Annotated in this window: 17 protein-coding genes and 1 riboswitch; of the genes, 7 read left to right on the top strand and 10 right to left on the bottom strand. The window is 51.4% G+C overall.

Annotated elements, in window-relative coordinates; all coding sequences use genetic code 11:
• Positions 1 to 11: 11 nt before the first annotated feature.
• From NYE33_RS35005 to NYE33_RS35025, 5 genes are all read right to left on the bottom strand, one after another.
• Positions 12 to 653 carry a CpsD/CapB family tyrosine-protein kinase gene (locus tag NYE33_RS35005; RefSeq protein WP_042133946.1) on the bottom strand — a complete coding sequence of 214 codons (642 nt, stop codon included), beginning with the start codon at positions 651 to 653 and terminating at the stop codon, positions 12 to 14.
• Positions 637 to 1,377 carry a YveK family protein gene (locus NYE33_RS35010; RefSeq protein WP_039302983.1) on the bottom strand — a complete coding sequence of 247 codons (741 nt, stop codon included), beginning with the start codon at positions 1,375 to 1,377 and terminating at the stop codon, positions 637 to 639. The genes NYE33_RS35005 and NYE33_RS35010 overlap by 17 nt, the downstream gene beginning before the upstream one ends.
• Before the next feature lie 363 nt (positions 1,378 to 1,740).
• Positions 1,741 to 2,376, bottom strand: a complete 636-nt coding sequence (locus NYE33_RS35015; protein ID WP_042133942.1) for a response regulator — start codon at positions 2,374 to 2,376, stop codon at positions 1,741 to 1,743.
• 23 nt (positions 2,377 to 2,399) lie between these two features.
• On the bottom strand, positions 2,400 to 3,845 hold the full coding sequence (locus NYE33_RS35020) for a sensor histidine kinase (RefSeq protein WP_256704006.1): 1,446 nt from the start codon (positions 3,843 to 3,845) through the stop codon (positions 2,400 to 2,402).
• Positions 3,846 to 4,672: 827 nt separating this feature from the next.
• On the bottom strand, positions 4,673 to 5,527 hold the full coding sequence (locus NYE33_RS35025; protein WP_336101748.1) for a helix-turn-helix domain-containing protein: 855 nt from the start codon (positions 5,525 to 5,527) through the stop codon (positions 4,673 to 4,675).
• Between the two features lie 84 nt (positions 5,528 to 5,611).
• On the opposite strand from NYE33_RS35025, the gene NYE33_RS35030 reads away from it, so the two are divergent.
• The gene (locus NYE33_RS35030; protein ID WP_341069913.1) at positions 5,612 to 7,546 is read left to right on the top strand and encodes a glycoside hydrolase family 20 zincin-like fold domain-containing protein; all 1,935 of its coding nucleotides are present in this window, start codon (positions 5,612 to 5,614) and stop codon (positions 7,544 to 7,546) included.
• Between the two features lie 399 nt (positions 7,547 to 7,945).
• Here NYE33_RS35030 and NYE33_RS35035 read toward each other — a convergent pair whose 3' ends face one another.
• Positions 7,946 to 9,022, bottom strand: coding sequence for a Gfo/Idh/MocA family protein (locus NYE33_RS35035; RefSeq protein WP_340947821.1), 1,077 nt, complete (start codon positions 9,020 to 9,022; stop codon positions 7,946 to 7,948).
• Between the two features lie 222 nt (positions 9,023 to 9,244).
• Here NYE33_RS35035 and NYE33_RS35040 point away from each other — a divergent pair, with 222 nt between their 5' ends.
• Together NYE33_RS35040 and NYE33_RS35045 are read left to right on the top strand one after the other, a co-directional pair.
• The gene (locus NYE33_RS35040; RefSeq protein ID WP_340947822.1) at positions 9,245 to 10,183 is read left to right on the top strand and encodes a hypothetical protein; all 939 of its coding nucleotides are present in this window, start codon (positions 9,245 to 9,247) and stop codon (positions 10,181 to 10,183) included.
• Positions 10,184 to 10,267: 84 nt separating this feature from the next.
• Positions 10,268 to 10,507 (top strand): NHLP leader peptide family RiPP precursor, encoded by a 240-nt coding sequence (locus NYE33_RS35045; RefSeq protein WP_039302970.1) that lies wholly within the window; start codon positions 10,268 to 10,270, stop codon positions 10,505 to 10,507.
• A gap of 15 nt (positions 10,508 to 10,522) precedes the next feature.
• On the opposite strand, the gene NYE33_RS35050 is transcribed toward NYE33_RS35045, so the two are convergent.
• Entirely contained in the window at positions 10,523 to 12,439 is a 1,917-nt protein-coding gene (locus tag NYE33_RS35050) for a sensor histidine kinase (protein ID WP_231575288.1), read from the bottom strand.
• Between the two features lie 116 nt (positions 12,440 to 12,555).
• A complete protein-coding gene (locus NYE33_RS35055) occupies positions 12,556 to 14,454 on the bottom strand; it encodes an ATP-binding protein (RefSeq protein ID WP_341069915.1) in 1,899 nt (632 codons plus the stop codon).
• Positions 14,455 to 14,729: 275 nt separating this feature from the next.
• Between NYE33_RS35055 and NYE33_RS35060 the strand changes: the two genes are divergently transcribed.
• The 3 genes from NYE33_RS35060 (at position 14,730) to NYE33_RS35070 (ending at position 17,019) form a co-directional block, all read left to right on the top strand.
• Positions 14,730 to 14,909 (top strand): hypothetical protein, encoded by a 180-nt coding sequence (locus NYE33_RS35060; RefSeq protein ID WP_042133927.1) that lies wholly within the window; start codon positions 14,730 to 14,732, stop codon positions 14,907 to 14,909.
• Between the two features lie 21 nt (positions 14,910 to 14,930).
• On the top strand, positions 14,931 to 15,536 hold the full coding sequence (locus NYE33_RS35065; RefSeq protein ID WP_052421682.1) for a hypothetical protein: 606 nt from the start codon (positions 14,931 to 14,933) through the stop codon (positions 15,534 to 15,536).
• Positions 15,537 to 15,585: 49 nt separating this feature from the next.
• A riboswitch (Fluoride riboswitch) is annotated at positions 15,586 to 15,647 on the top strand.
• A 64-nt stretch (positions 15,648 to 15,711) separates the two neighbouring features.
• Entirely contained in the window at positions 15,712 to 17,019 is a 1,308-nt protein-coding gene (locus NYE33_RS35070; RefSeq protein WP_042133926.1) for a voltage-gated chloride channel family protein, read from the top strand.
• Between the two features lie 19 nt (positions 17,020 to 17,038).
• Here NYE33_RS35070 and NYE33_RS35075 read toward each other — a convergent pair whose 3' ends face one another.
• The gene (locus NYE33_RS35075; RefSeq protein WP_042133924.1) at positions 17,039 to 18,256 is read right to left on the bottom strand and encodes an MFS transporter; all 1,218 of its coding nucleotides are present in this window, start codon (positions 18,254 to 18,256) and stop codon (positions 17,039 to 17,041) included.
• Between the two features lie 173 nt (positions 18,257 to 18,429).
• On the opposite strand from NYE33_RS35075, the gene NYE33_RS35080 reads away from it, so the two are divergent.
• Positions 18,430 to 19,152, top strand: coding sequence for a peptidylprolyl isomerase (locus NYE33_RS35080; protein WP_144026184.1), 723 nt, complete (start codon positions 18,430 to 18,432; stop codon positions 19,150 to 19,152).
• A 123-nt stretch (positions 19,153 to 19,275) separates the two neighbouring features.
• Here NYE33_RS35080 and NYE33_RS35085 read toward each other — a convergent pair whose 3' ends face one another.
• Positions 19,276 to 19,617, bottom strand: a complete 342-nt coding sequence (locus NYE33_RS35085; protein ID WP_039302961.1) for a DUF898 family protein — start codon at positions 19,615 to 19,617, stop codon at positions 19,276 to 19,278.
• Positions 19,618 to 19,761: the final 144 nt, after the last annotated feature.

Consider the following 19,761-nt stretch of genomic DNA (forward strand, 5'->3'; position numbering starts at 1 on the left):
GCTTCAGTACATTATTTGGTCTGGTTCATCGCAATTCCGAGAATTCTCACACCTGTCTGTTCCATAAGAGCCTTCAGCTTGCGGAGAGACTCACGCTTCGTCCGGCCATGTCTGGCCACGATGATTACACCGTCTGAGAGCGGAGCCAGAATGCGGGCGTCACTGAATTCCACCGCTTGCGGCGAGTCCAGCAGAATCAGATCAAAGCTTGCTTTCAGTTCTTCCAGCAGGGCTGACATCTTGTCGCTCCCGAGCAGATCCGGGGGACTGACACTGGTAATACCGGCAGGAATTACGGCCAGATTAGCCAGGCTGCCGTATACGGCAATATCTTTGGTTTCCTCATAACCGGCCAGATAAGCGGCCAGCCCTTGGCTTCCTTCTACCTCGAACACACTGTGCAGTCCGGGCTTCCTCAGGTTGCAGTCTACAACGGCAACCTTCTTGCCGTCCTGGACAAAGGATACGGCCAGATTGGAGAGAATCGTTGTCTTGCCTTCCCCGCCTTCCGCAGAAGTGAAGAGCAGCACCTGTCCACCATTGCCCTTCAGCAGACCGAGCTGGCGGATGTAGGTACGCAGCGAGCGGAAGGATTCAGAGATATGCGAGGACGGGTTCATGTCCGTAATCAAACTTCTATTCAGCCGTAACATAAGCGCCCTCCCCTACTCTTGCCTTGGCATTTGCCGCCTTGCCCAAATCACGTTTACGGATTGCCGGAATACTGGCAATGACCGGAAGGCCAAGATCGAACTCTGCTTCCTTCTCGGATCTCAATGTACCGTTCAGCGTTTCCATCAGCAGGATGATTCCTACTGCCGCCATCAGCGAGACTACAAAGCTGATGATAATGTTCATGGTAGAACCGCTATTGACCGGTCCAGGCTGATTCGCCGGGTCCGCCGGGGTCAGGAACGTTACATTGTCCAGATTCATCAGTGCCGGCAGGCTGCGGATGAATGTTTGTGAGACCGCGTTTACGATCGTAGCTGCGGTGGCGTAATCCTCATCCTGCACACTCAGATTAATCACTTGGCTTTTCTCTGAGGATTTGATCTGCAGCTTGGCAGCGAGTTGGCCTGCCGTCAGACCGAATTCGGGATGCTCCGCGATCACACTCTTCATAATCGTTGGTGACTTCATGATTTCCTTATAGCTCTCGATGAGGTTAAGACTGAAGTTGAGTGCGTTGAGATTGTTGCTCTCGGGAACATTTACGACGTTGTTGACCAGTAGCTGTCCAGAGGCGGAGTAGACGGGGACAACGAAGTTTTTGCTGACATAGAAGGTGGTGGCGCAGGAGATAAGCACGAACACCGTGATTAACCATAATCTTTTTTTAATCAGGTTAATGTAATCCAAAATCGTCTTTTCCACAGTAACCCTCCTTCCGCATGTGTTCATTTTGAAAGCAATCATGAAAATTTCAGAACTCTTGCTTTTATTCTATCAACGCGCAACATTTGTCACATGCCTCATAGCATCCCTTTACACTTCACTTTCGTGTGATGCCGTTTAGTCCCTAAGAGGGTAGGGATGGTATACTTTAGTACCATACGACTGGTAATAACTAACAGCATCCGGTAGCGTTACCTACTTCACGTGTCACTTCATGCTTTTGAAAGATAAAGAAACTGTTCAGAAAATGTTCAGATGCTCATGCTAGGGTAGGGACCAAAGGGCACAAAAAAACACGGACATCACTGTCCGTGTTCATGAACCATCCGTTATGAGGTAACCTTAGTCGTACGACATCTCGTATTTGGTAAGCCCAACCGCATTGGCATATAATGCTGCCTGCGTCCGGTCCGCTACCTGAAGCTTCGCCAGAATCTGGCTGACATGCTTCTTGACTGTGAATTCACTGATGAACAAGCGGGAAGCGATCTCCCGGTTGCAGGCCCCCTGTCCAAGCTCAATCAACACTTCCTTCTCTTTCGGTGTCAATTCATCCGTTGGACTGTTGCCGCTCATCCGCATCTTGTCTTCCATCAGGCCGGGATCATAATACTTTCTGCCTTTGTGCACCAGTTGAATCGCAAACAGCAATTCCTCCGGCAAAGCTTCCTTCAGCACGTAACCGTCTACCAGCACTTCTTCCGCCTTCAGGAAATCCTCCCGGCTTGCGGAGGACGTAAGCAGAATGAACTTACTGGCAATTCCGCGTATACGGGCTGCCTTGATAATGTCCAGACCCGATTCATCGGCAAGCTTCAGGTCAATCAGCACAAGATCAGGCTGTATCTCTTCTATAACGAGAAGAGCTTCCTGGCCATTCGTAGCCTCACCGGCAAACTCCAGATTAGCCTGCATTGAAATCACAGCAGCCAATCCTCTTCTCACCAAAGGGTGATCATCAACAATGACGATTTTCACTTGAACGACCTCCTGCCTAAAGTTTATGCATTTTTTAGTTCAGCCACACCGACAGGGATTGAGATCAAAATTCTGGTGCCTGCATTCTCACTGCTGGACAACTGGAAGTCACCGCCAAGGGACTGTGCCAAATATTGCATATTCTTCATTCCCAGTCCGCCGGTGTTATCCTCGGACTCGGTCCAGATCAAGTCCGTATCAAATCCGACGCCATCGTCGATAATCGATAGTCTGATCCATTTGGGCTTCAGGGACAATTCAACATCCACCCGGCTGGCCGCACCATGACGTATGGCGTTGCCTGTCGCTTCGGAGATAATCCGGAAGAGCGCCTTGTGGTAAGGATAAGGGAGACTGAAATCATCCCCCGTTATTTTCAGTTCAATTTCCACATCATTGAGCCGGGACAGGCTCTTGAGATGGGAGCGCACCATGCCAAGCCAGCTGGGGCCGCCGCTCTTCTTGGAGCTGAGGCTGTAGATGGTGATCCTGAGTTCCTTGGCCACCTTGGTGGCTGAATCGTGGATCAGCTCAATTTGCTCCTCCAGCTCGCCTTCGGACATTTTGCGCCAGGACTGCTTCAGGGAATGCGTAGCATATACAATGCCAAAAAGGCTCTGCGATACACTGTCATGCATTTCATCGGCTATCCGGTTCTGTTCGTTCGTGATGATCAGCCGGTTCTCGATCACGCCCAGCTCATGGCGCTCAAGAATAATCGCACTCAGCTCCGACAGGAACATCAGCTGCTGGATATACCATCTGCGGCCTTCCAGCCCTTCCGAGGATTCCAGCCTCACGCCGATCATCCCGACGAAACGTGTACTCATCCTTACCGGCATCAGCAGGAAATCTCCAAGACCCGGCAGACTCTTGAATACCGGTTCCCGCTGCAGCCTCCATTCATGCTCATGCTTCTCCAGCTCCATGAACAGAAACCGTTCTTCCTCATGCTGCCAGCCCGTCTGCCGGCTCTCCGGAGCGGGTTCTCCGCTCTTCTTCGCGAACCAGAACAAGGCCTTCTCCAGCTTGGTAAGCTTTACAACGTAGTCGGTGATGACTTGGCCTATGTTCATGAAATCATGCTGGCTCGATGTTTCCACGATGTGATAAAGCGACTTGATATGTTCCATGGTATCGTTGGTCCGCGCGTTTGCTTCCTCCCGTTGCCGCTTTATCCCGTTAACCATTTGCATAACTATAACCGCAAGAGCCAGGGCTAGAAACATGTTGCCGTTCGTAAGCACGATTTCGGAGAAAGATTTCCCCGCAGAACCGGAGAGAAAATAACATAGCGCGGCAACGATGCCGAAATACCCGAGAAGCAGGCTCCAGACAAAATAGTATGATAGCGATCCAGCAGCAATCAGGACGGGACTCAGCACATACAGCTTAAACGGGCTGTCATATCCCCCTGTAAATAGCGTCAACACAATGATTCCCGCCAGCTCTATACAGATAACGAGCATAAGAATACGCGGTCTTGCACGAAGCCTCCGGTAATAGAAAGTGAATACTTGAGCAAATAAGAATAGCACAATGATTAGTAGGGATTTGTATATTACGGAAGGCCCCGCAGGAACCATGAGGAACATAAACGATGTGAGGGACAAAGAAATGGTTCTGTAAAAGGCGATCATTCTGTCTTCGGCTGTTGCTTTAATTTTCATCCCACCACCCTATTCTCCAGTTTGTGGAAAATTCGAGCTTATTCTAAGCTATGTTTAAAAGCATCATACATGAGAAAAATCACAATAACAAGTTTCGCTTTTTAATGACAGCGTTTACTTTTAAAATAAAAAGCATGTCATTAACCTTTTTTTACAAAATCGCACTCAGTTATATCCATAATTCCAAATAATAGCGCATTCATGGTCTAACAATGATTTCCTGCACAAGACAAACAGCCTGTCCCCCTGGAGGGACAGGCTGTTCGTTATATAATATTCACAACCGTCATGATCATTCTGTCATCTGCAGTCTACTCAGTCACCGCCGGCAAGGCTGTTTGCTGCTTGGCCTTATTACATATGCAAATCTGGTAACGCTGTTCGCCAACGATATGATACCCGGTGGACAGAATACGTAAGGTATGGTTTCTTGCGTCCACCTTATGGAGACTGCGGCAACTGATGCAGTAATATTCTCTCATGGCTTCATCTCCGGCATAGTCTAGAAGAACTATTCAAAAAACTGCTAATATGTTCTAAATCATATCACTGTCTTTTTCAGCATGTCAACAATAATCTGCAAATTACGACATATATCCAGAAATAAAGTAGAATTATGTCGGTTTTTATACGTTGCTGCGGCAGTTCTGCGGAGAAATGCCCATATATTTCTTAAACAGCCTTGAGAAATAGAAGGAATCCCTATAATGAAGCATTCCCGCGATTTCCTGTACCTGCAGGGAAGTGTTGAGCAGAAGATGTTTGGCTTCTGCCATTTTGAGACGGTGGATATATTCATGCAAGGGGTAACCGCTGCTTCTGCGGACCGTACGACGGAGTGTGGACATGGAGATGTGCAGACCTGCAGCGATTCCAGGCAGATCAGGCTTCTCATAGATGCAGGCATTCAGCGCTTCGCGGATATGAGACATAGGTTCTGCCTGCAGGAGCCGGTTATTGCCCTGGATACGCAGTGAACATTCCAGCAGCATCTCTTCGAGCTTCATGGCCGCCCGGTCCGCATCTCCGGGAGCCCCGCCGTCCATTAGCCCCAGAACCTCTTCAAACAAGGCCGTAAGTCCCTGCACCCCATCCGCCTGACAGACAGCCCCGCCGGCTATCATTCCGGTCTCCAGCCATTCCGTGACACGGCTTCCGGCGAAATTAATATAGTATTCATCCCAATACCCTCCTGAAGGCGGTCCGAAACTGTAGGTGCAGCCGGGACGGAAAAAGAACAGGCTCCCTTCACGGACCTGCTGCTCCTTGCCTCCGTTCTCACTATAAGAACCGCCACCCGAAACTATGTATACAAGCGCCCAGTGCTCGAACACCACACCTGAACGAAAAAGCGTTCTTCCCGGCAGATGACCCGCTTGCCCTATCCGTATCGACTTCAGCCGGAGCCTGGAAGCCTCAACCTTGGGATCGATAATCCGGATCGGATAGGGACTGATCATATAATCCATGAGCTTGGGCATACATTGCATTCCTCCACCTGTTTAGGAGTGATATGGTTGTAATGAAGATGATCATATTCTACATGAATAAGAGGTGTCCACGCTATGCCTGAAAACAGTAATTTACAGTTGCTCCCTTACCCCCAGCAGGTCACAGTATCCCAAGGCCAGTTTCTCATTCCCGCCAAGGGGAGTATTGTTCTGGCCGGTGAGAGGAATCAAACCGCACTCCCGGCAGCACGCAAGCTTCAACAGGTTACTCTACAGGCGGTTCAGCTCCGTCTGTCTCTGTCGGTGGGGATACGCCCTTCCACCGTTTCCGCCTTTACCTTCAGCTATAATGCCCTGCTGGCGGCCGGAGCCTACGAGATTCACATTGATGAACACGGAATCACCATTGCCTATGGCTCCCCGGAAGGCGCTTATTATGCGGCCGGTACGCTGAAGCAGCTGCTGGAGCAGTATGGCAGAAGTATTCCCCAGCTGCTTATCCGTGATCAGCCGGACTTTGCCGCCAGAGGACTCATGATCGATATCAGCCGCAACAAAATCCCCAAGCTGGAAACCCTGTACCGGATCATTGATCTGATGTCCGATCTGAAGCTGAATCAGTTACAGCTATATATAGAAGGAGTTCCATTTGCCTATGAGTCTTTCCCGCAGGTCTGGGAGCTGGAAACGCCCATTACCGGGGAGGAAATTCTGCTGCTGGATGCCTACTGCCGTGAGCGTTATATCGAGCTGGTGCCTAACCAGAACAGCTTCGGCCATATGGAGGGCTGGCTGACCCGTCCTGAATTCAATAGTCTGGCCGAAATTCCCGAAGGCTTCATGCTCCCTGATCATATGTATGACAGCGATCTGTATCCCGACGGGCTGTTTATGCATCCCGGAACCTTCGATACGGAAGATCCGCAAGTACTGAAGCTTCTGGGCACAATGTATGATGACCTTCTTCCTTACTTCCATTCGCAGCTATTCAATGTCGGATGTGACGAGACCTATGAACTGGGACTTGGCAAAAGCAAAGCGAAGGCTGACTCCACCGGTAAAGGCGAGCTCTATCTCTCTTTCCTGGAGAAAATCCACGGGCTCGTTACGGAGCGCGGTAAAACCATGCAGTTCTGGGGTGATATCATTATCCAGCATCCGGAGCTGATTCCCCGCCTGCCGAAGGATATTATCGCCATGGAATGGGGCTACAGCGCCGCTCATCCGTTCGAAGCGGATACCCTGAAGTTCCGTGAAGCGGAGATTCCGTTCTATGTCTGTCCGGGAACCAGCTCCTGGAATTCACTTACCGGACGGACCGACAATATGCTGGCTAATCTGCGCAGCGCGGCAGTCCACGGCAAACGTAATGGTGCAATCGGCTATCTGATTACAGACTGGGGCGATTTCGGCCACTGGCAGCATCTGCCGGTCAGCTACGCCGGATTCGTATACGGGGCTGCACTGGCCTGGAATGTGGAGGGCAACCTTGAAGCGGATGTTGCCGAATACCTGAACACCTCCATCTTCCATGACCGTTCCGGAGCGATCGGGCAATTACTGCTCGACCTCGGAAATTATTATACCTTCGAATCCGGAACCCTCCGCCCGAATGATACGGAAATGTCCATGCTGCTGCGCAGCAGTCTGGGTCATGTGCATCTGGCAGAGAAGATGACCGGAGAGCAGCTTCAGCAGCTTGAGCATTACATCACCGGCATAGAAGCAAAGCTTGAAGGGCTCGCCCTGGAATGCGATGATGCCGGTCTTGTCGCAGAAGAGCTAAGCAACGGGATTCACTTTGTGAAGCATGCCGTGCAGCTGACCCGGCTTAAGAAACAAATGGCCGGGGCAACGCCGCAGATTGATGCGGCACTCGTTCATGAGCTGATCCATGATCTGGATCTCCTGCTTCATCATTACCGGCAGCTTTGGACCCGCCGCAACCGGCTCGGCGGCCTGGAGCAAAGTGTGTCGAAGCTGGTACGCCTGCGCGGAGAGTATGTTGCGCTTGCAGCCAAGCTGAGTGAGGCTGAAGTACAAGGATAGAGCTAGTCCTAGGACTATACCCGCGCTTAGTGTGATCAGAACAGGTAAGCGCAAAAAAATGTTGTAAGAATTACAACTTTAACCTCCTGATAGGCGGGCTTTTAGAAGGAATGTTGTATGGAATACAACAATTCCCCCGCTAAGCCGGTTGGAAGAGGAGAAATGCTGTATTTTCTACAACAATCTCCGGTTAAGGGTTATATATCTCGAAGAATGTTGTATTTCGTGCAGGAATTCTGATCGAAGTTGTACTGGAATGCGGTACCCAACCATTCATGATCTCTAAACAAATGAGTCCCTATCCACAATAGTGGAATGGGGACTCGTTTGTTCACTACATCCGGCACTTCCCTGATCCTACTCCGCTCTTCCATCCGCCATCCGCCATCCGCCAGTTGGTCACTCGGCCGCCCAAGGCTGAGTAGTAGAGCGGACAATCTCACCGCTTGCCGCAGCCTGCTCCATCAGCAGCGCCAGATATTGATCCTGGCTACCCTCGGCCAGGCTGTAGAATGAAGGGCCTCCCTCTACGTGCCGCTGCATTCTGTCCAGACTCTCGGCGATAGCAATTTCTTCCTCCGTTAGCCGGGCAGGAATGAAGGGATTGCGGTACAGCCACTCCCCGTCCCCCATAATCCCCCTGAGATATAAGCCCTCCAGGTTCCCGCCGTGGCCGGCATCAATCCGGCTCAGCCTGCTGTAGACTGGAGTGTCATAGCTCTGCAGCCAGGAGACTTCATCGTTCATCATCTCTCCACGTTCCCCCCGGACGAGCACCCGGCCAGCGCGAATCCAGGAGAAATACTGGTCACGGGTGAAATCATAGACCCCGAGCTTGCCGCCGAAATCCAGGACAGCCAGCGTTTGCTCGGTCTGCACCAGCTCCTCGGCAGCCGGAGGCCCGCTGCGCTGCGGACCGTTAATAATCGAAGAACCGAAACGCTGTGCACGGATACTCACATTCTCGAAGCGGAGATCCAGCAGCTGCCGGATCAGGCTGATCCCGTGATATCCATGGGCCGCTGACACCTGCGCCTGACTGATTGTCCCGAGGCGTCCTGAGCGGGCCAGCCTGATCCGGGCTGCATGCATCGGCTGGAACATATACTGCTCGGCTATCTGGATAACGGCTGAACGGTCCAGCGCATTCCATAGCTGAGTGAGCTGTTCCAGATCCGGTGCCGGCGGGGTTTCCGCCAGGAGCGGAATCCCTTCCGCCGCCAGTCTAATGATGAAGTCTTTACTGGCCTCCCGCTTCAGGCAGATAACAGCAAAGGAATAGCCGCCTGCTTCAATAAACGTATCGATGGAAGTATATACTTCCACTCCCCAGATTCTCTTCAATGCTTCCGCTTTATCCTTATTACGGACGTACATGGCCCCTACGGCAAAGCGCTCCGGAAGTGCTCTGGCGATCCGCAGATAGAATTCAGCCCGCCAGCCTCCCCCCACCAGTCCGAACCTGATAATATCCATGCTTAACATCCTTCCTTTCTGCACTGCTCACATAGTGTTATTCTGTTGCTCCAGCCTTCTCCAAGCCTATAATCTCTGCGGTTAAATAGTCCGTTAGACCCCCAGGGACCTCATTTCCAAAATTGGATTGAAATAGGCTGAATCTAGGACTATAATCATGACAAATACCCACTTTTTTCCTAATAGTAGAAGAACAATACATTGTTGACAGGAGACAAGCCTATGGATTGGCTTCATGATTACGAGGACGAGCTCCGCCTGGTTTTTCAGGAGAGCTGCACGGTTATCTCAGCGTTTCCCAAGCCGCTTAATGCCCAAGGCCTGTCCTATCTTGATCAGTTTAACGTATTTAGGGCAGGAAGCCACAAAAATTACATATGTTATCTTCTCCCCTTCTGGCTGCAGGACAGATGCGGCCTGAGTATCCCCCTGACCCGTCAAATGTCGGTCGGCAACGTCTTTTTTATGCTCTATTTTTTCCTCCAGGATGATCTGATGGACAGTAATGAGCTCTCCGCTGCACAGGCACTGCCGCTGGCCAATCTGCTCTATGTCGAGTTTCTGAATATTTACCGTCCGCTTTTCCCGGCGGATTCCCCGTTCTGGTCATACTTTGGGCGTTATATCTCGGAGTGGGCAGACAGTGTAAGCGGTGAAGCCGGCGGAGATTATTTCCTGAGGGACCGCCTCCGTATCTCCCACAAAGCCAGTCCGCTTAAGCTTACCAGCACGGCGGCACTGCTGCTTTCAGACCAATCCCACCTGATAACTGAAGCTGAAGAGATGATTCATGGCGTACTGCTGACCTTGCAGATGCTTGACGACTATGAGGATTGGGAACAGGATTTGGAGGAGGGAAATTACAATTGCCTGCTGTCGCTGGCACGCTGCCATGGGGAGGATGAAGGAGTACCGTTCACTAAATCATCGGTGAAGGATTTTATTTTCACAAATGGCGGGCTTGCTTCGTATGCGGGGACAGCTCTGGTTAATCACAGCACACTGGAAGCCTTCACGCTGGAGCTTCCCCATCTGTTATCCTTCCATCAGGTGCTGGTGAAGAACCTGCAGCATATGGCCGCAGCGATCGAAGCCGAGAAGCAATTATTGCAAAGCGGAGGGCTCAATTATTGGTTAACCAAAAATATGAATATTTTATAAAATATATAAAAAAGCAATAGAATTATAGATTGGCCTATGTTATGCTTATCAGGAAAATATAACCATTTTGAAAGGGTGATTGTATTGTCAGACGCAATTCTTAAGAATCAAGTGATTCAGAAGGCCTGGGAAGATCCGAGTTTCAAACAGAGACTACTCACAGATCCGAAAGCAGCCCTCAAAGAAGTGCTCGGCATTACCCTTCCTGATAACATTACACTTAAGACAGTAGAGGAAGGCTCCAATGAGTTCTATCTCGTTATTCCTCCAAGTCCGGCCTCCGGAATGATGAAGACTAATGTCTCTGCGCTCGGCATCTGGTAACTTTCACTAATGAAATCAAGCTAATAGGGAGTTGGAATCATCCGGACCTTCTGCACGCGGCAGAATGGTGATGGATTCGGTTCCGGCTCCTTTTTTGCTCATGAAGCGGATTTCACCCTCCATCGCCTCGATAATACGGAAGGTAACCATCAGTCCAAGACCCGTACCTTTTGTTTTGTTGGAAGAGAAGTACGGTTCACCCAGCCGGCTGAGGACCGCAGGCTCCATCCCCGCCCCGTTATCCTTGACATGAATGTATACTTTATCCCCTTTACCATAGGCCAGCAGGTGGATCGCGCCGTCTTCTCCCAGTGATTCGATACTATTCTTGATAATATTGATCAGCGCCTGCTTGAATTTGGACGAGTTGCCCTTAACCCATAAGCAATCCTCAACATCCAGAATCATTTTGCCTCCATTTAAATGGCACAGCGGCAAGAGTATGCTCTGGATATGCTTGAATTCTTCGTTCACGTTAAGCAGGGAAATCTGCTCAAACTCCGGTTTGGCAAAGGTCAGGAAATCCGTGATAATACTTGCTGCACGGTCCAGTTCACTGAGAGCCATGAACAGATATCTCCGCTCATCGCCGTTCGACTTCTCGCTGAGCAGCTGGAGGAACCCCCGGGTAACCTGAAGCGGGTTGCGCACCTCATGGGCTACAGACGCTGCCAGCTCGCTGATAATCTCCATTTTCTCCGAACGCTGCAGTTCATTGTTGAACAGCTCCAGCTCACGCGAATATTTCACCACCTGCTGATGATTCTGCGCCAGCCGCCGGCCCAGGATGACAATCAGTGACAGGATGAATACTACCAGCGCCCATTTCCAGTAGAACAGGTCATAATTTCCGCCCTTAACATAATACCAGACCAGCTCCGAGGCTCCGGTTAATGCTGCAGTACCGAAACCAATGGCGAAAATGATGGCATCCTTATTGCGCTTCAGGGAGAATATGATCACGCAGGCGATTAGCAGAATGAATTGCAGGATCATGATGATCCCAAGAATCTTAGTCGAGACAAAATAGTAGAATTCCAAAATCCGGTCGCCGGAGAGCGTATTAATAATCAGACAGAGGATGCAAAAAAGGGAGTAAACGGACTCGAATTTACGGAATGAGCGGATGATGCCGAATTTGCCGCCGCCGAATATTTTCTCAAACAGAAAGGTCAGGGAAGGCAACAGCGACAATAGCGCCACGTCAAAGAACACCACGCTGACCGGTCCCAGATAACTGTAGAAGGTATATGTAAACGGTGAGTAGGTAATAGACAGCACTCCGGTGGAGGCTATCACTATGGCTAAGGAAGCTGCAACCGGGAAGTACTCCTTGTTCAGATAAAATGAGCAGACAAACAGGACCACCGCCACGAACACAAAGGCGCCGCCCAGGATCACATCGATAAGTCCATTTTTAATATAATCCTTGATCAGAACACTATGCTCACCGACCACGATCTTATCCTTGATTCCAATCCGGTCCTTCAGGGTTTCCGTCCAGATATACATCGTTTTGCCGTTGTCCGTCATATCCAGAGGCACAAGCAGCGAATAATTATCCTTAATAAAGCTGCGGTCGCTCTCAAAAATCAGCCGTTCTTCCACGTACACTTTGACATGCAGGGCATAGATCGCATCAATATAGACGGAAGGGGCTGCGTAGCTATATGAGGGCAGTGTTAGCTTCGTCCAGGCGGAGGATACCCCGGAAGGCAGCTGAGGCATCTCTGTCTTCGCTTCAACTTCCATCCATCCCTCGGTTTCCCTCAGAGGAATCTTACGCCCGCTGTCTCCCGGACCCTCCTGCCACTTCATCTGCCAATGGCTGATCTCGCTGGCAGGGTAGTAACTTTGCGCTGATACCAGAAACGGTCCACAGGTTACTGAGAGCAGAAACAGCACTAAGGTTATATGTAAACTTTTGAACATCAAAGACATGCAAGCACCTCAGAAGAAAGTTTCAGAAACAAAGTTCTGTTAGTGTTAGTATTTCGCTCCGCCCTCCGCCCATCCCTTCAAAAAAACGGAATAAACAAAAATAATTCCTAATTATTACCTGAGGCTGGTAATTTAACAATAACCTCTGTCCCCTCACCCTTCCTGCTCTGAAACTCTATGGAACCGTTCATCGCTTCAATAATCCGGAAGGTAACCATGAGTCCAAGCCCCGTCCCCTTCGTCTTATTGGAATAATACGGCTCCCCCAGCCGGGCCAGCTCGCTGACCTTCATGCCTTCGCCGTTATCCTGCACACTGATGACCACATGATTGCCTGTCTTCCAGGCGGTTACTATAATCAGGCCTTCCTCCTGCAATGACTCAATGCTGTTCTTAATCAGGTTAATGAATGCCTGCTTGAATTTGGCCGGACTGCCCGACACTTGAAGATCCTCCTGCAGATGCAGTTCAATGGCTCCACCCTGCAGATTGGCGAGGGGCACCAGAATGCCTGATACATGCTTCAGCTCTCCGGAGACTTCAAATACATCTACCGTATCCATACCCGGCTTAGCGAACGTCAAAAAGTCGGTAATGATGACCGAGGCCCTGTCCAGCTCCTCCATGGCCATCTGCAGATACTCCTTCTCCTTCTTGCCGGAGCGTTCTCCCAGAATCTGCAGGAAACCGCGGGTTACCTGCAGGGGATTCCGTACCTCGTGGGCAACCGAGGCAGCGAGTTCACTGATAATCTCCATTTTCTCCGACCGCTGCAGATCATTATTGAATTTCTCCAGTTCCCTGGAGTATTCCAAAGCCTGCTCATGACTCCCCGCAAACCGTCTTCCCAGAATAACAATCAGGGAAATAACGAACAGAACCATTCCCCATTTCCACCAATACAGATGATACCTCTCCGAAGAGAAATAATAGATCAGCAGCTCACTCAGGGACAGGAAGGCTAACACAGAGAACCCCATCGAGAAAATCACAGCATCTTTATTGCCCCTGAGGGCATAAGTCAGCGACATATACAGCAAATAAACAAACTGCGCCATAATCAGCACACCTGTCACATTGATGGTCAGGAAGGAGTACAGGTAGTCGAGCCGGAATGAGAGCACGGCATTCAGTGCAAGCGCACCCAGGCAGAACAAGGAGTAAGCCAGCTGGAAATTGCGCAGCCGGGTGGTATATCCCCGCTTGCCGGGTCCAAATAATTGTTCAAAGTAGATCGTAAACGCCGGCAGAAGTGTGAAGAGTGCCAGATCGAAGCAGATTCCCGTAAGCCGCTCCTGGCTGTTCACGATCAGCCGCAGGAACGGAGAATACGTAATCAGCAGCACGCCAAAGGATATAATGACCAGAATCAGAAATAATCCGCCCGAGAAAAATTCCGGTTTAAGGAACAACAGACAGATCATCAGCGCTCCGCCCATAAATATCAGTGCCGCTCCAATGACAATATCCACCAGATCCTGCTTCACATAGAAGGACAGCAGCTTGTCATAGCTGCCGACCCTGACCTTACCCCCGATGCCGAAATCCTTGCCGCCGCCGGCACTCCATAGATACAGCTGCTTGGCACTGTCCTCCCCGCATAGCGGAATTAGCACCTTGTTGCCGCTGTAATTGACCACCTCACTGGAATCATAGATGAGCTGGCGGTCTATATATGCTTTAAGGCTGTCGCCGTATACTTTGTCAATCAGGAGTGCTGAATTCGCCTCTGTCCGCGGCAAAGAAAGCCGCAGCCAGACTGAATCCGCACCTGCAGGCGGTTGCGGCCTGCCTGCCCGCGCCTGTACAGTCCGCCACTCCCCGGAAGGAGCCGCCATCGCCTCCTGAATATCATGTAGAGCTGCATGTTCCCATTTAAGCTGCCATGCCGGGAGGGTTACTTCTTTATGTCCGCCCCATTCCATGGCAATGCCAACCGGGATTATGGCAATTACAAGCAGCAGCATAATTAGTGCGGCTGCTGTTTTGGTTGAAGGCAACTTCATTGTGGCACCCCAGTGAATCCTTAGTTGTATTTATGTAGTTCATATGATTCTTATTTTCGACAACGTTCGCACTATACCTGCCTTATCCTGCAAAAAACCTCGAAAAATAGAAGGATAAGTTAGCTTGTGAAGCCTATGCATTCTTATATTTACGCGTTAATTGTGGTTATTCCACGGGTGGAATGAATATATTAACAGAATGGCTGCCCGGGTGCCGAACAGATTCGCCGCTGGTTTAAAGGGTATACAATTACTATAGGTAAAGGAGGCTCGCGATGGACACTCATAAGAAACCTGCTGATGGTGAAGAACAAGACCGTGAGGACCTGATTACCGAGCGGGATATTGATGAAGAGTCCGGACTGTTTCAGGAAGGCACCTATCCCGGCGCACTTCCGGACAAGGATCAGAAAGCTGCGGTTAATCATGCTGTCCCCAAAGAGGGGCAGACTTAAAATAAAGGGAGCTGAACAGCAATGGGCAATGAATTCAATAAGACCGAAGCCGACTTTGTGTACGAGCGTTATACCAAAATGGGCGGCATTTCCCCGGAACAGGATATTCCGCTGGAAGAATTGCGTCCGCTCGGCACGATTACCGAACAAAGTCCAAGTGATGAAGTGGACACCGCCGGGAACCGGCCGCTTGAATCTGCTCTGGCCAGCCACGATCCCGCTAATTTCACACCCATAGATTTCGACGGTGTGGTGGACGACGGTTCCGATCCGGCACTGGTCGGCGATAATATCCTGGCTGCCGACATCGGACTGAATGTGCCGGATTCCGGGCTGGGCCCGCGTGCAGACCGGAACCCCCCTCCGCCAGGGACTCCGGCGCCGGAACGGGACGAGCTCCTGGAATCGGATGCACTGTACGCTGCCGGCGCGGCAGGCCTGACCGGCAATGTAATTGATTATGCGGATGAGGAAGAGCTGCTGGAGGAAGAGGAAGAGCTTCCGCTGGAGGATATTCCGGATGCCGACGATATTGATCCCGGCAGCGCGATCGACCCGGTCTCCCCGGACCCCGACGCAATGCCCGGAACCGATGTGCTGAACGGCTCGAGCGGCGAAGAGGACTAAGCGGCATAACCGTATTGACATTTGAACGAAATAAACTTACTATAATGGCATTCAATACGGCGATGGAGTTCGCCATAACCGTCCTTCGGGACTAATGACTCCTACCAGTGATCACTCGCTGGTAGGAGTCTGTTTATTTTCAGGGAGCAGACTCGGGATATGGGGGCATAGCAGGATGAAGAGGAAGTATGCACGGTGGGTGGAGCTTGCAGCACGGCAGAGCCAGCTCGCTCTTTGGAGTACATTTGTGAAATGGGTGGTGCTGGGGGGAATGGTGGGACTATTGTCGGGGAGTGCCTCGGCTATTTTCCTGAAAAGCCTGGAAGCCGTGACCAAGGTCCGGCTGGAGCATGCCTGGCTGCTGTTCCTGCTTCCTGTGGGGGGCGCTCTGGTTAGCGGCATGTACATGCGTTACGGCAGGAATAGCGCAAAGGGTAACAATCTTATTCTGGAGCAAATTCAGCAGGGAGATGAAGCGATTCCGCTGCGGATGGCGCCTCTGGTCCTTATCGGGACACTGATTACTCATCTCTTCGGAGGTTCTGCCGGGCGTGAGGGAACGGCTGTGCAAATGGGCGGCAGTCTGGCCGATGCGCTGGGAAGACGGCTCCGGATCAACTCCCTGGACCGCAAAATTCTGCTCATGTGCGGAATCAGCGGAGGTTTCGGCTCGATCTTCGGGACCCCGCTGGCCGGAACGGTCTTCGGTCTGGAGGTTATCGCCATCGGCCTGATCAGCCACAAGGCCCTGCTGCCCTGTTTCGTTGCCAGCTTCACCGGTGATCTTGTCGCTTCCCGCTTGTGGGGTGTGCACCATATCCACTATCAGGTGGATGTTGTCCCCGGAATGGATGCGCTGGTGCTGGTCAAAGTAATTGCCGCGTCCATTGTGTTCGGTCTGGTCAGCCTGCTGTTCAGCGAGCTTACCCATTATCTGAAGCGGACCTTCACCGCCCTAATCCGTAACCCTATGCTCAAAAGCGCCACCGGCGGTCTTATCGTTATCGCCCTGGTGTACATTGCCGGTACACGGGATTACCTGGGCCTCGGGATTCCGCTAATCAGCGGTTCATTTACGGGGGATGTCCATCCTTTCGCCTTTCTGTGGAAGCTGGTCTTCACAGCCTTCACCCTAGGGACTGGTTTTCAGGGCGGCGAGGTGACCCCGCTCTTTGCCATCGGAGCTACTCTGGGGAATAGTCTGGCCGGCTTACTTCATCTCTATGGACCTTTCCTGGCTTCGCTCGGCTTCATCGCCGTTTTCTGCGGAGCGGTCAATACACCGATCGCCTGCTTCATTATGGGCATTGAGCTGTTTGGCTCCGGCGGAGCGGTATACATGTTCATCGCCTGCGTAATCAGCTATCTGTTCTCCGGACACAGCGGCATCTACAGTTCCCAGCTCATCGGCATCTCCAAAAGCGCACTGCTCCCTGTTCCTGAAGGGACAACGCTGGCCGCCGTCAAAGAGCTTCACAAGTAGAAACAGCGGCAGTTACTTCTCAAGGTGTCACCTGGATTCCCGCGTGCGCGGCATTCACCTTCGATTCCAGCTTGTGGGTCTTCACGAGTACAGCCGCTACAAGCAGCATGACGCCGTTAATGACAAATACCCAGCGGATCGGCAGGAAGGCTCCGAGCAGACCTCCGATAATCGGTCCCGCCATCGTTGCCAGTTGGCTGGCCGCCTGATTCAGCCCGAAGGCCCGTCCGCGAAATCCCGGTTCAATGACCTGGACTATCATCGCGTTAACGGAAGGAAGCACACCGGCATAGAAGAGGCCGTAGGCAAACCGCAGAATAGCAAACTCTACATAACCTGATACAAAATACTGCAGAATATTCCCGATCCCTCCGCCAATCAGACCGATGAAGAGAATAAAGCCATAGCCTTTGCGGCTGCCGATTCTTCCCCACTGCGGTGCCATAATTACGGTAGCGATACCGACTGCCGAGAAAACGATTCCGGAGCTAAGCGAGGCGCTGCTGCGTGAAATCCCCATGTCCAGCAGATAGATCGGCAGCAGCGGCTCCAGAATCATGACGGAGAAGGTACTGATGCCCGCAAGCAGAAGCAGGGTGATAAATGCCCGGTTCTGGCCGGCTTCCCGGATATCATCACTTACCCTGGAACGCGGGGCAGAACGGTCGAAGTTCTCTTCCTTGGCGAAGAAGGTAGCGATCAGCGCGGAGACCAGCACAATAACAGCCGAGAACAGGAACGCAACACGGTTGCTGGAATAATAGCTGACTACGCCGCCGATGAGCGGCCCGATGATGCTGCCGGTGGCTCCGGCTGTAGACATGATGCTAAGCGCATAGCCTGTCTTATCCTCCGGTGTGTTGGTCGCTACCATAGCAATTGCTGCCGGAACGAACCCTGCGAGCAGTCCCTGCAGAATCCGCACGACTAAGAATACATAAGGATCATGCACGAAGAAATTAATCAGATACAGGGCCGCCAGGCTGAAGCCCGAACGGATAAGCATCGGCTTGCGGCCGTATTTGTCGGCAAGTGAACCCCAGTAAGGCGAGATTAGCGCGCTGGCCAGAAACGTAATGCCGAAGCTGACCCCAGACCATATCTCCAAATGGCTTGTAACACCTAACTGGTCGCTAAGAAAAATTGAGAGGAACGGAATCGAGATCGAATATGCCGTACTGCAAAAGAAAACCCCTACCCAGAGCACGATCAGGTTCCGCTTCCATGAAAAACTCATGCTGTACACATCCCTTCAGCGTTTTTTTGGAAGCACTTCTCCCATTCTACCCCTCTTTGAAGAATGTGCCAATCCCGGCCGGAGGGGCAGGCTTTGCATGAAGCGGGACAAAGAAGGTATGATACTAGGGAGACTGCACCTATTATTCAAAGATAAAAGGAGAGATTTGTACCGTGAAGCTTACTACTAGAAAACCCGTCATCCTGCTGGCGGCGATGTGTCTGATGCTCGTGATTCTGGCGGGCTGCGGCAACAAGCCTGTGAACAATAATGCTGCTGCCGGAAACGGAAATAGTACTACCGCCGGCAGCGAGGCTACTACGGCGCCACAGGATAATGCTGCTGCAGCTACGGAAGGCGTACCTTCAGCCACGGCCAGCCATCCGGTAGTTACAATTGAAATGGATAACGGCGCCATTATTAAGGCTGAGCTGTATCCCGAGGTTGCCCCCAACACGGTCAACAACTTCATTTCGCTGATCCAGAAGGGCTTCTATGACGGAACCATCTTCCACCGGGTTATTCCCGGCTTCATGATTCAGGGCGGCGACCCTGACGGTACAGGTATGGGCGGTCCGGACTACAGTATCGCCGGAGAGTTCTCCGCCAATGGATTCACCAATAATCTGCTGCATACAGAAGGCGTTCTATCCATGGCCAGAAGCCAGGATGTGAACTCGGGAGGCTCGCAGTTCTTCATTATGGCCGCCGCGTATCCGAGCCTTGACGGCAGCTATGCCGCTTTCGGCAAGGTTACCGAAGGACTGGAAGCCGTCCAGGATATCGTCAATCTGCCGCGTGATGCTAATGACCGCCCTGAACAGCCGCCGGTGATGAAGAAGGTAACGGTCGATACTCTCGGCGTAACCTATCCGGAGCCGCAAAAGGTGCAATAACCGCTATTTATCCCGTACCCCGCTGCCGCCCTTCCAGCAGCGGAATTGCAAAGCAAGAGCCATCCTCCGGTTACGGACGATGGCTCTTGGTCTGTCTTACGTATTCTTAAATCATGCGGCGGATTATTGGAAATGAGTATTCTTCGTTCTCCACTGCTCCAGCTTAATTCTTACCCAGAAGCTGTAGATGCCGAGCGTTATTAATGACAGCAGGAACCACTTGATCCATTGTCCGAACAAGCTTACGGCACTGCCGTCAAACCGCAGACGCTGCCCGTTAACTACGGTATGCTCCACCTTCCAGCGGTAGATCATCACCACAGACCAAGGATAGCAAATTCCGAGGGTACACACCGTAACCAGCCAGCCTGCCAGGCACCAGCCAATATACTCGATAAGTGTCCCGTCAAAGTACGACTCCCTGCTTCCGTAATTCATTGCCGCATTCATATTCACCGCTGCCATGTGTCTCCACCTTTCAATCCTGCAAGATCTTTCCTGGTTCTATTTTCCTTATTATCCAAGCCGGCTACTGCTACATTTCTCACTATTCTGCATGAAATAGCAAACGAATTGTCGAATGATCTGCTATACAGCCTAAGAAACGGC

This window comes from Paenibacillus sp. FSL R10-2199 (assembly GCF_038000235.1).
GTDB classification, from domain to species: domain Bacteria; phylum Bacillota; class Bacilli; order Paenibacillales; family Paenibacillaceae; genus Paenibacillus_AQ; species Paenibacillus_AQ phytohabitans.

Excerpts from the sequence above, each read along its gene's own strand:
- NYE33_RS35005 (WP_042133946.1), bottom strand. The coding sequence starts at position 653 with ATGTTACGGCTGAATAGAAGTTTGATTACGGACATGAACCCGTCCTCG.
- NYE33_RS35020 (WP_256704006.1), bottom strand. The coding sequence starts at position 3,845 with ATGCTCGTTATCTGTATAGAGCTGGCGGGAATCATTGTGTTGACGCTA.
- NYE33_RS35025 (WP_336101748.1), bottom strand. The coding sequence starts at position 5,527 with ATGCCCAAGCTCATGGATTATATGATCAGTCCCTATCCGATCCGGATT.
- NYE33_RS35030 (WP_341069913.1), top strand. The coding sequence starts at position 5,612 with ATGCCTGAAAACAGTAATTTACAGTTGCTCCCTTACCCCCAGCAGGTC.
- NYE33_RS35035 (WP_340947821.1), bottom strand. The coding sequence starts at position 9,022 with ATGGATATTATCAGGTTCGGACTGGTGGGGGGAGGCTGGCGGGCTGAA.
- NYE33_RS35040 (WP_340947822.1), top strand. The coding sequence starts at position 9,245 with ATGGATTGGCTTCATGATTACGAGGACGAGCTCCGCCTGGTTTTTCAG.
- NYE33_RS35050 (WP_231575288.1), bottom strand. The coding sequence starts at position 12,439 with ATGTTCAAAAGTTTACATATAACCTTAGTGCTGTTTCTGCTCTCAGTA.
- NYE33_RS35055 (WP_341069915.1), bottom strand. The coding sequence starts at position 14,454 with ATGAAGTTGCCTTCAACCAAAACAGCAGCCGCACTAATTATGCTGCTG.
- NYE33_RS35060 (WP_042133927.1), top strand. The coding sequence starts at position 14,730 with ATGGACACTCATAAGAAACCTGCTGATGGTGAAGAACAAGACCGTGAG.
- NYE33_RS35065 (WP_052421682.1), top strand. The coding sequence starts at position 14,931 with ATGGGCAATGAATTCAATAAGACCGAAGCCGACTTTGTGTACGAGCGT.
- NYE33_RS35070 (WP_042133926.1), top strand. The coding sequence starts at position 15,712 with ATGAAGAGGAAGTATGCACGGTGGGTGGAGCTTGCAGCACGGCAGAGC.
- NYE33_RS35075 (WP_042133924.1), bottom strand. The coding sequence starts at position 18,256 with ATGAGTTTTTCATGGAAGCGGAACCTGATCGTGCTCTGGGTAGGGGTT.
- NYE33_RS35085 (WP_039302961.1), bottom strand. The coding sequence starts at position 19,617 with ATGGCAGCGGTGAATATGAATGCGGCAATGAATTACGGAAGCAGGGAG.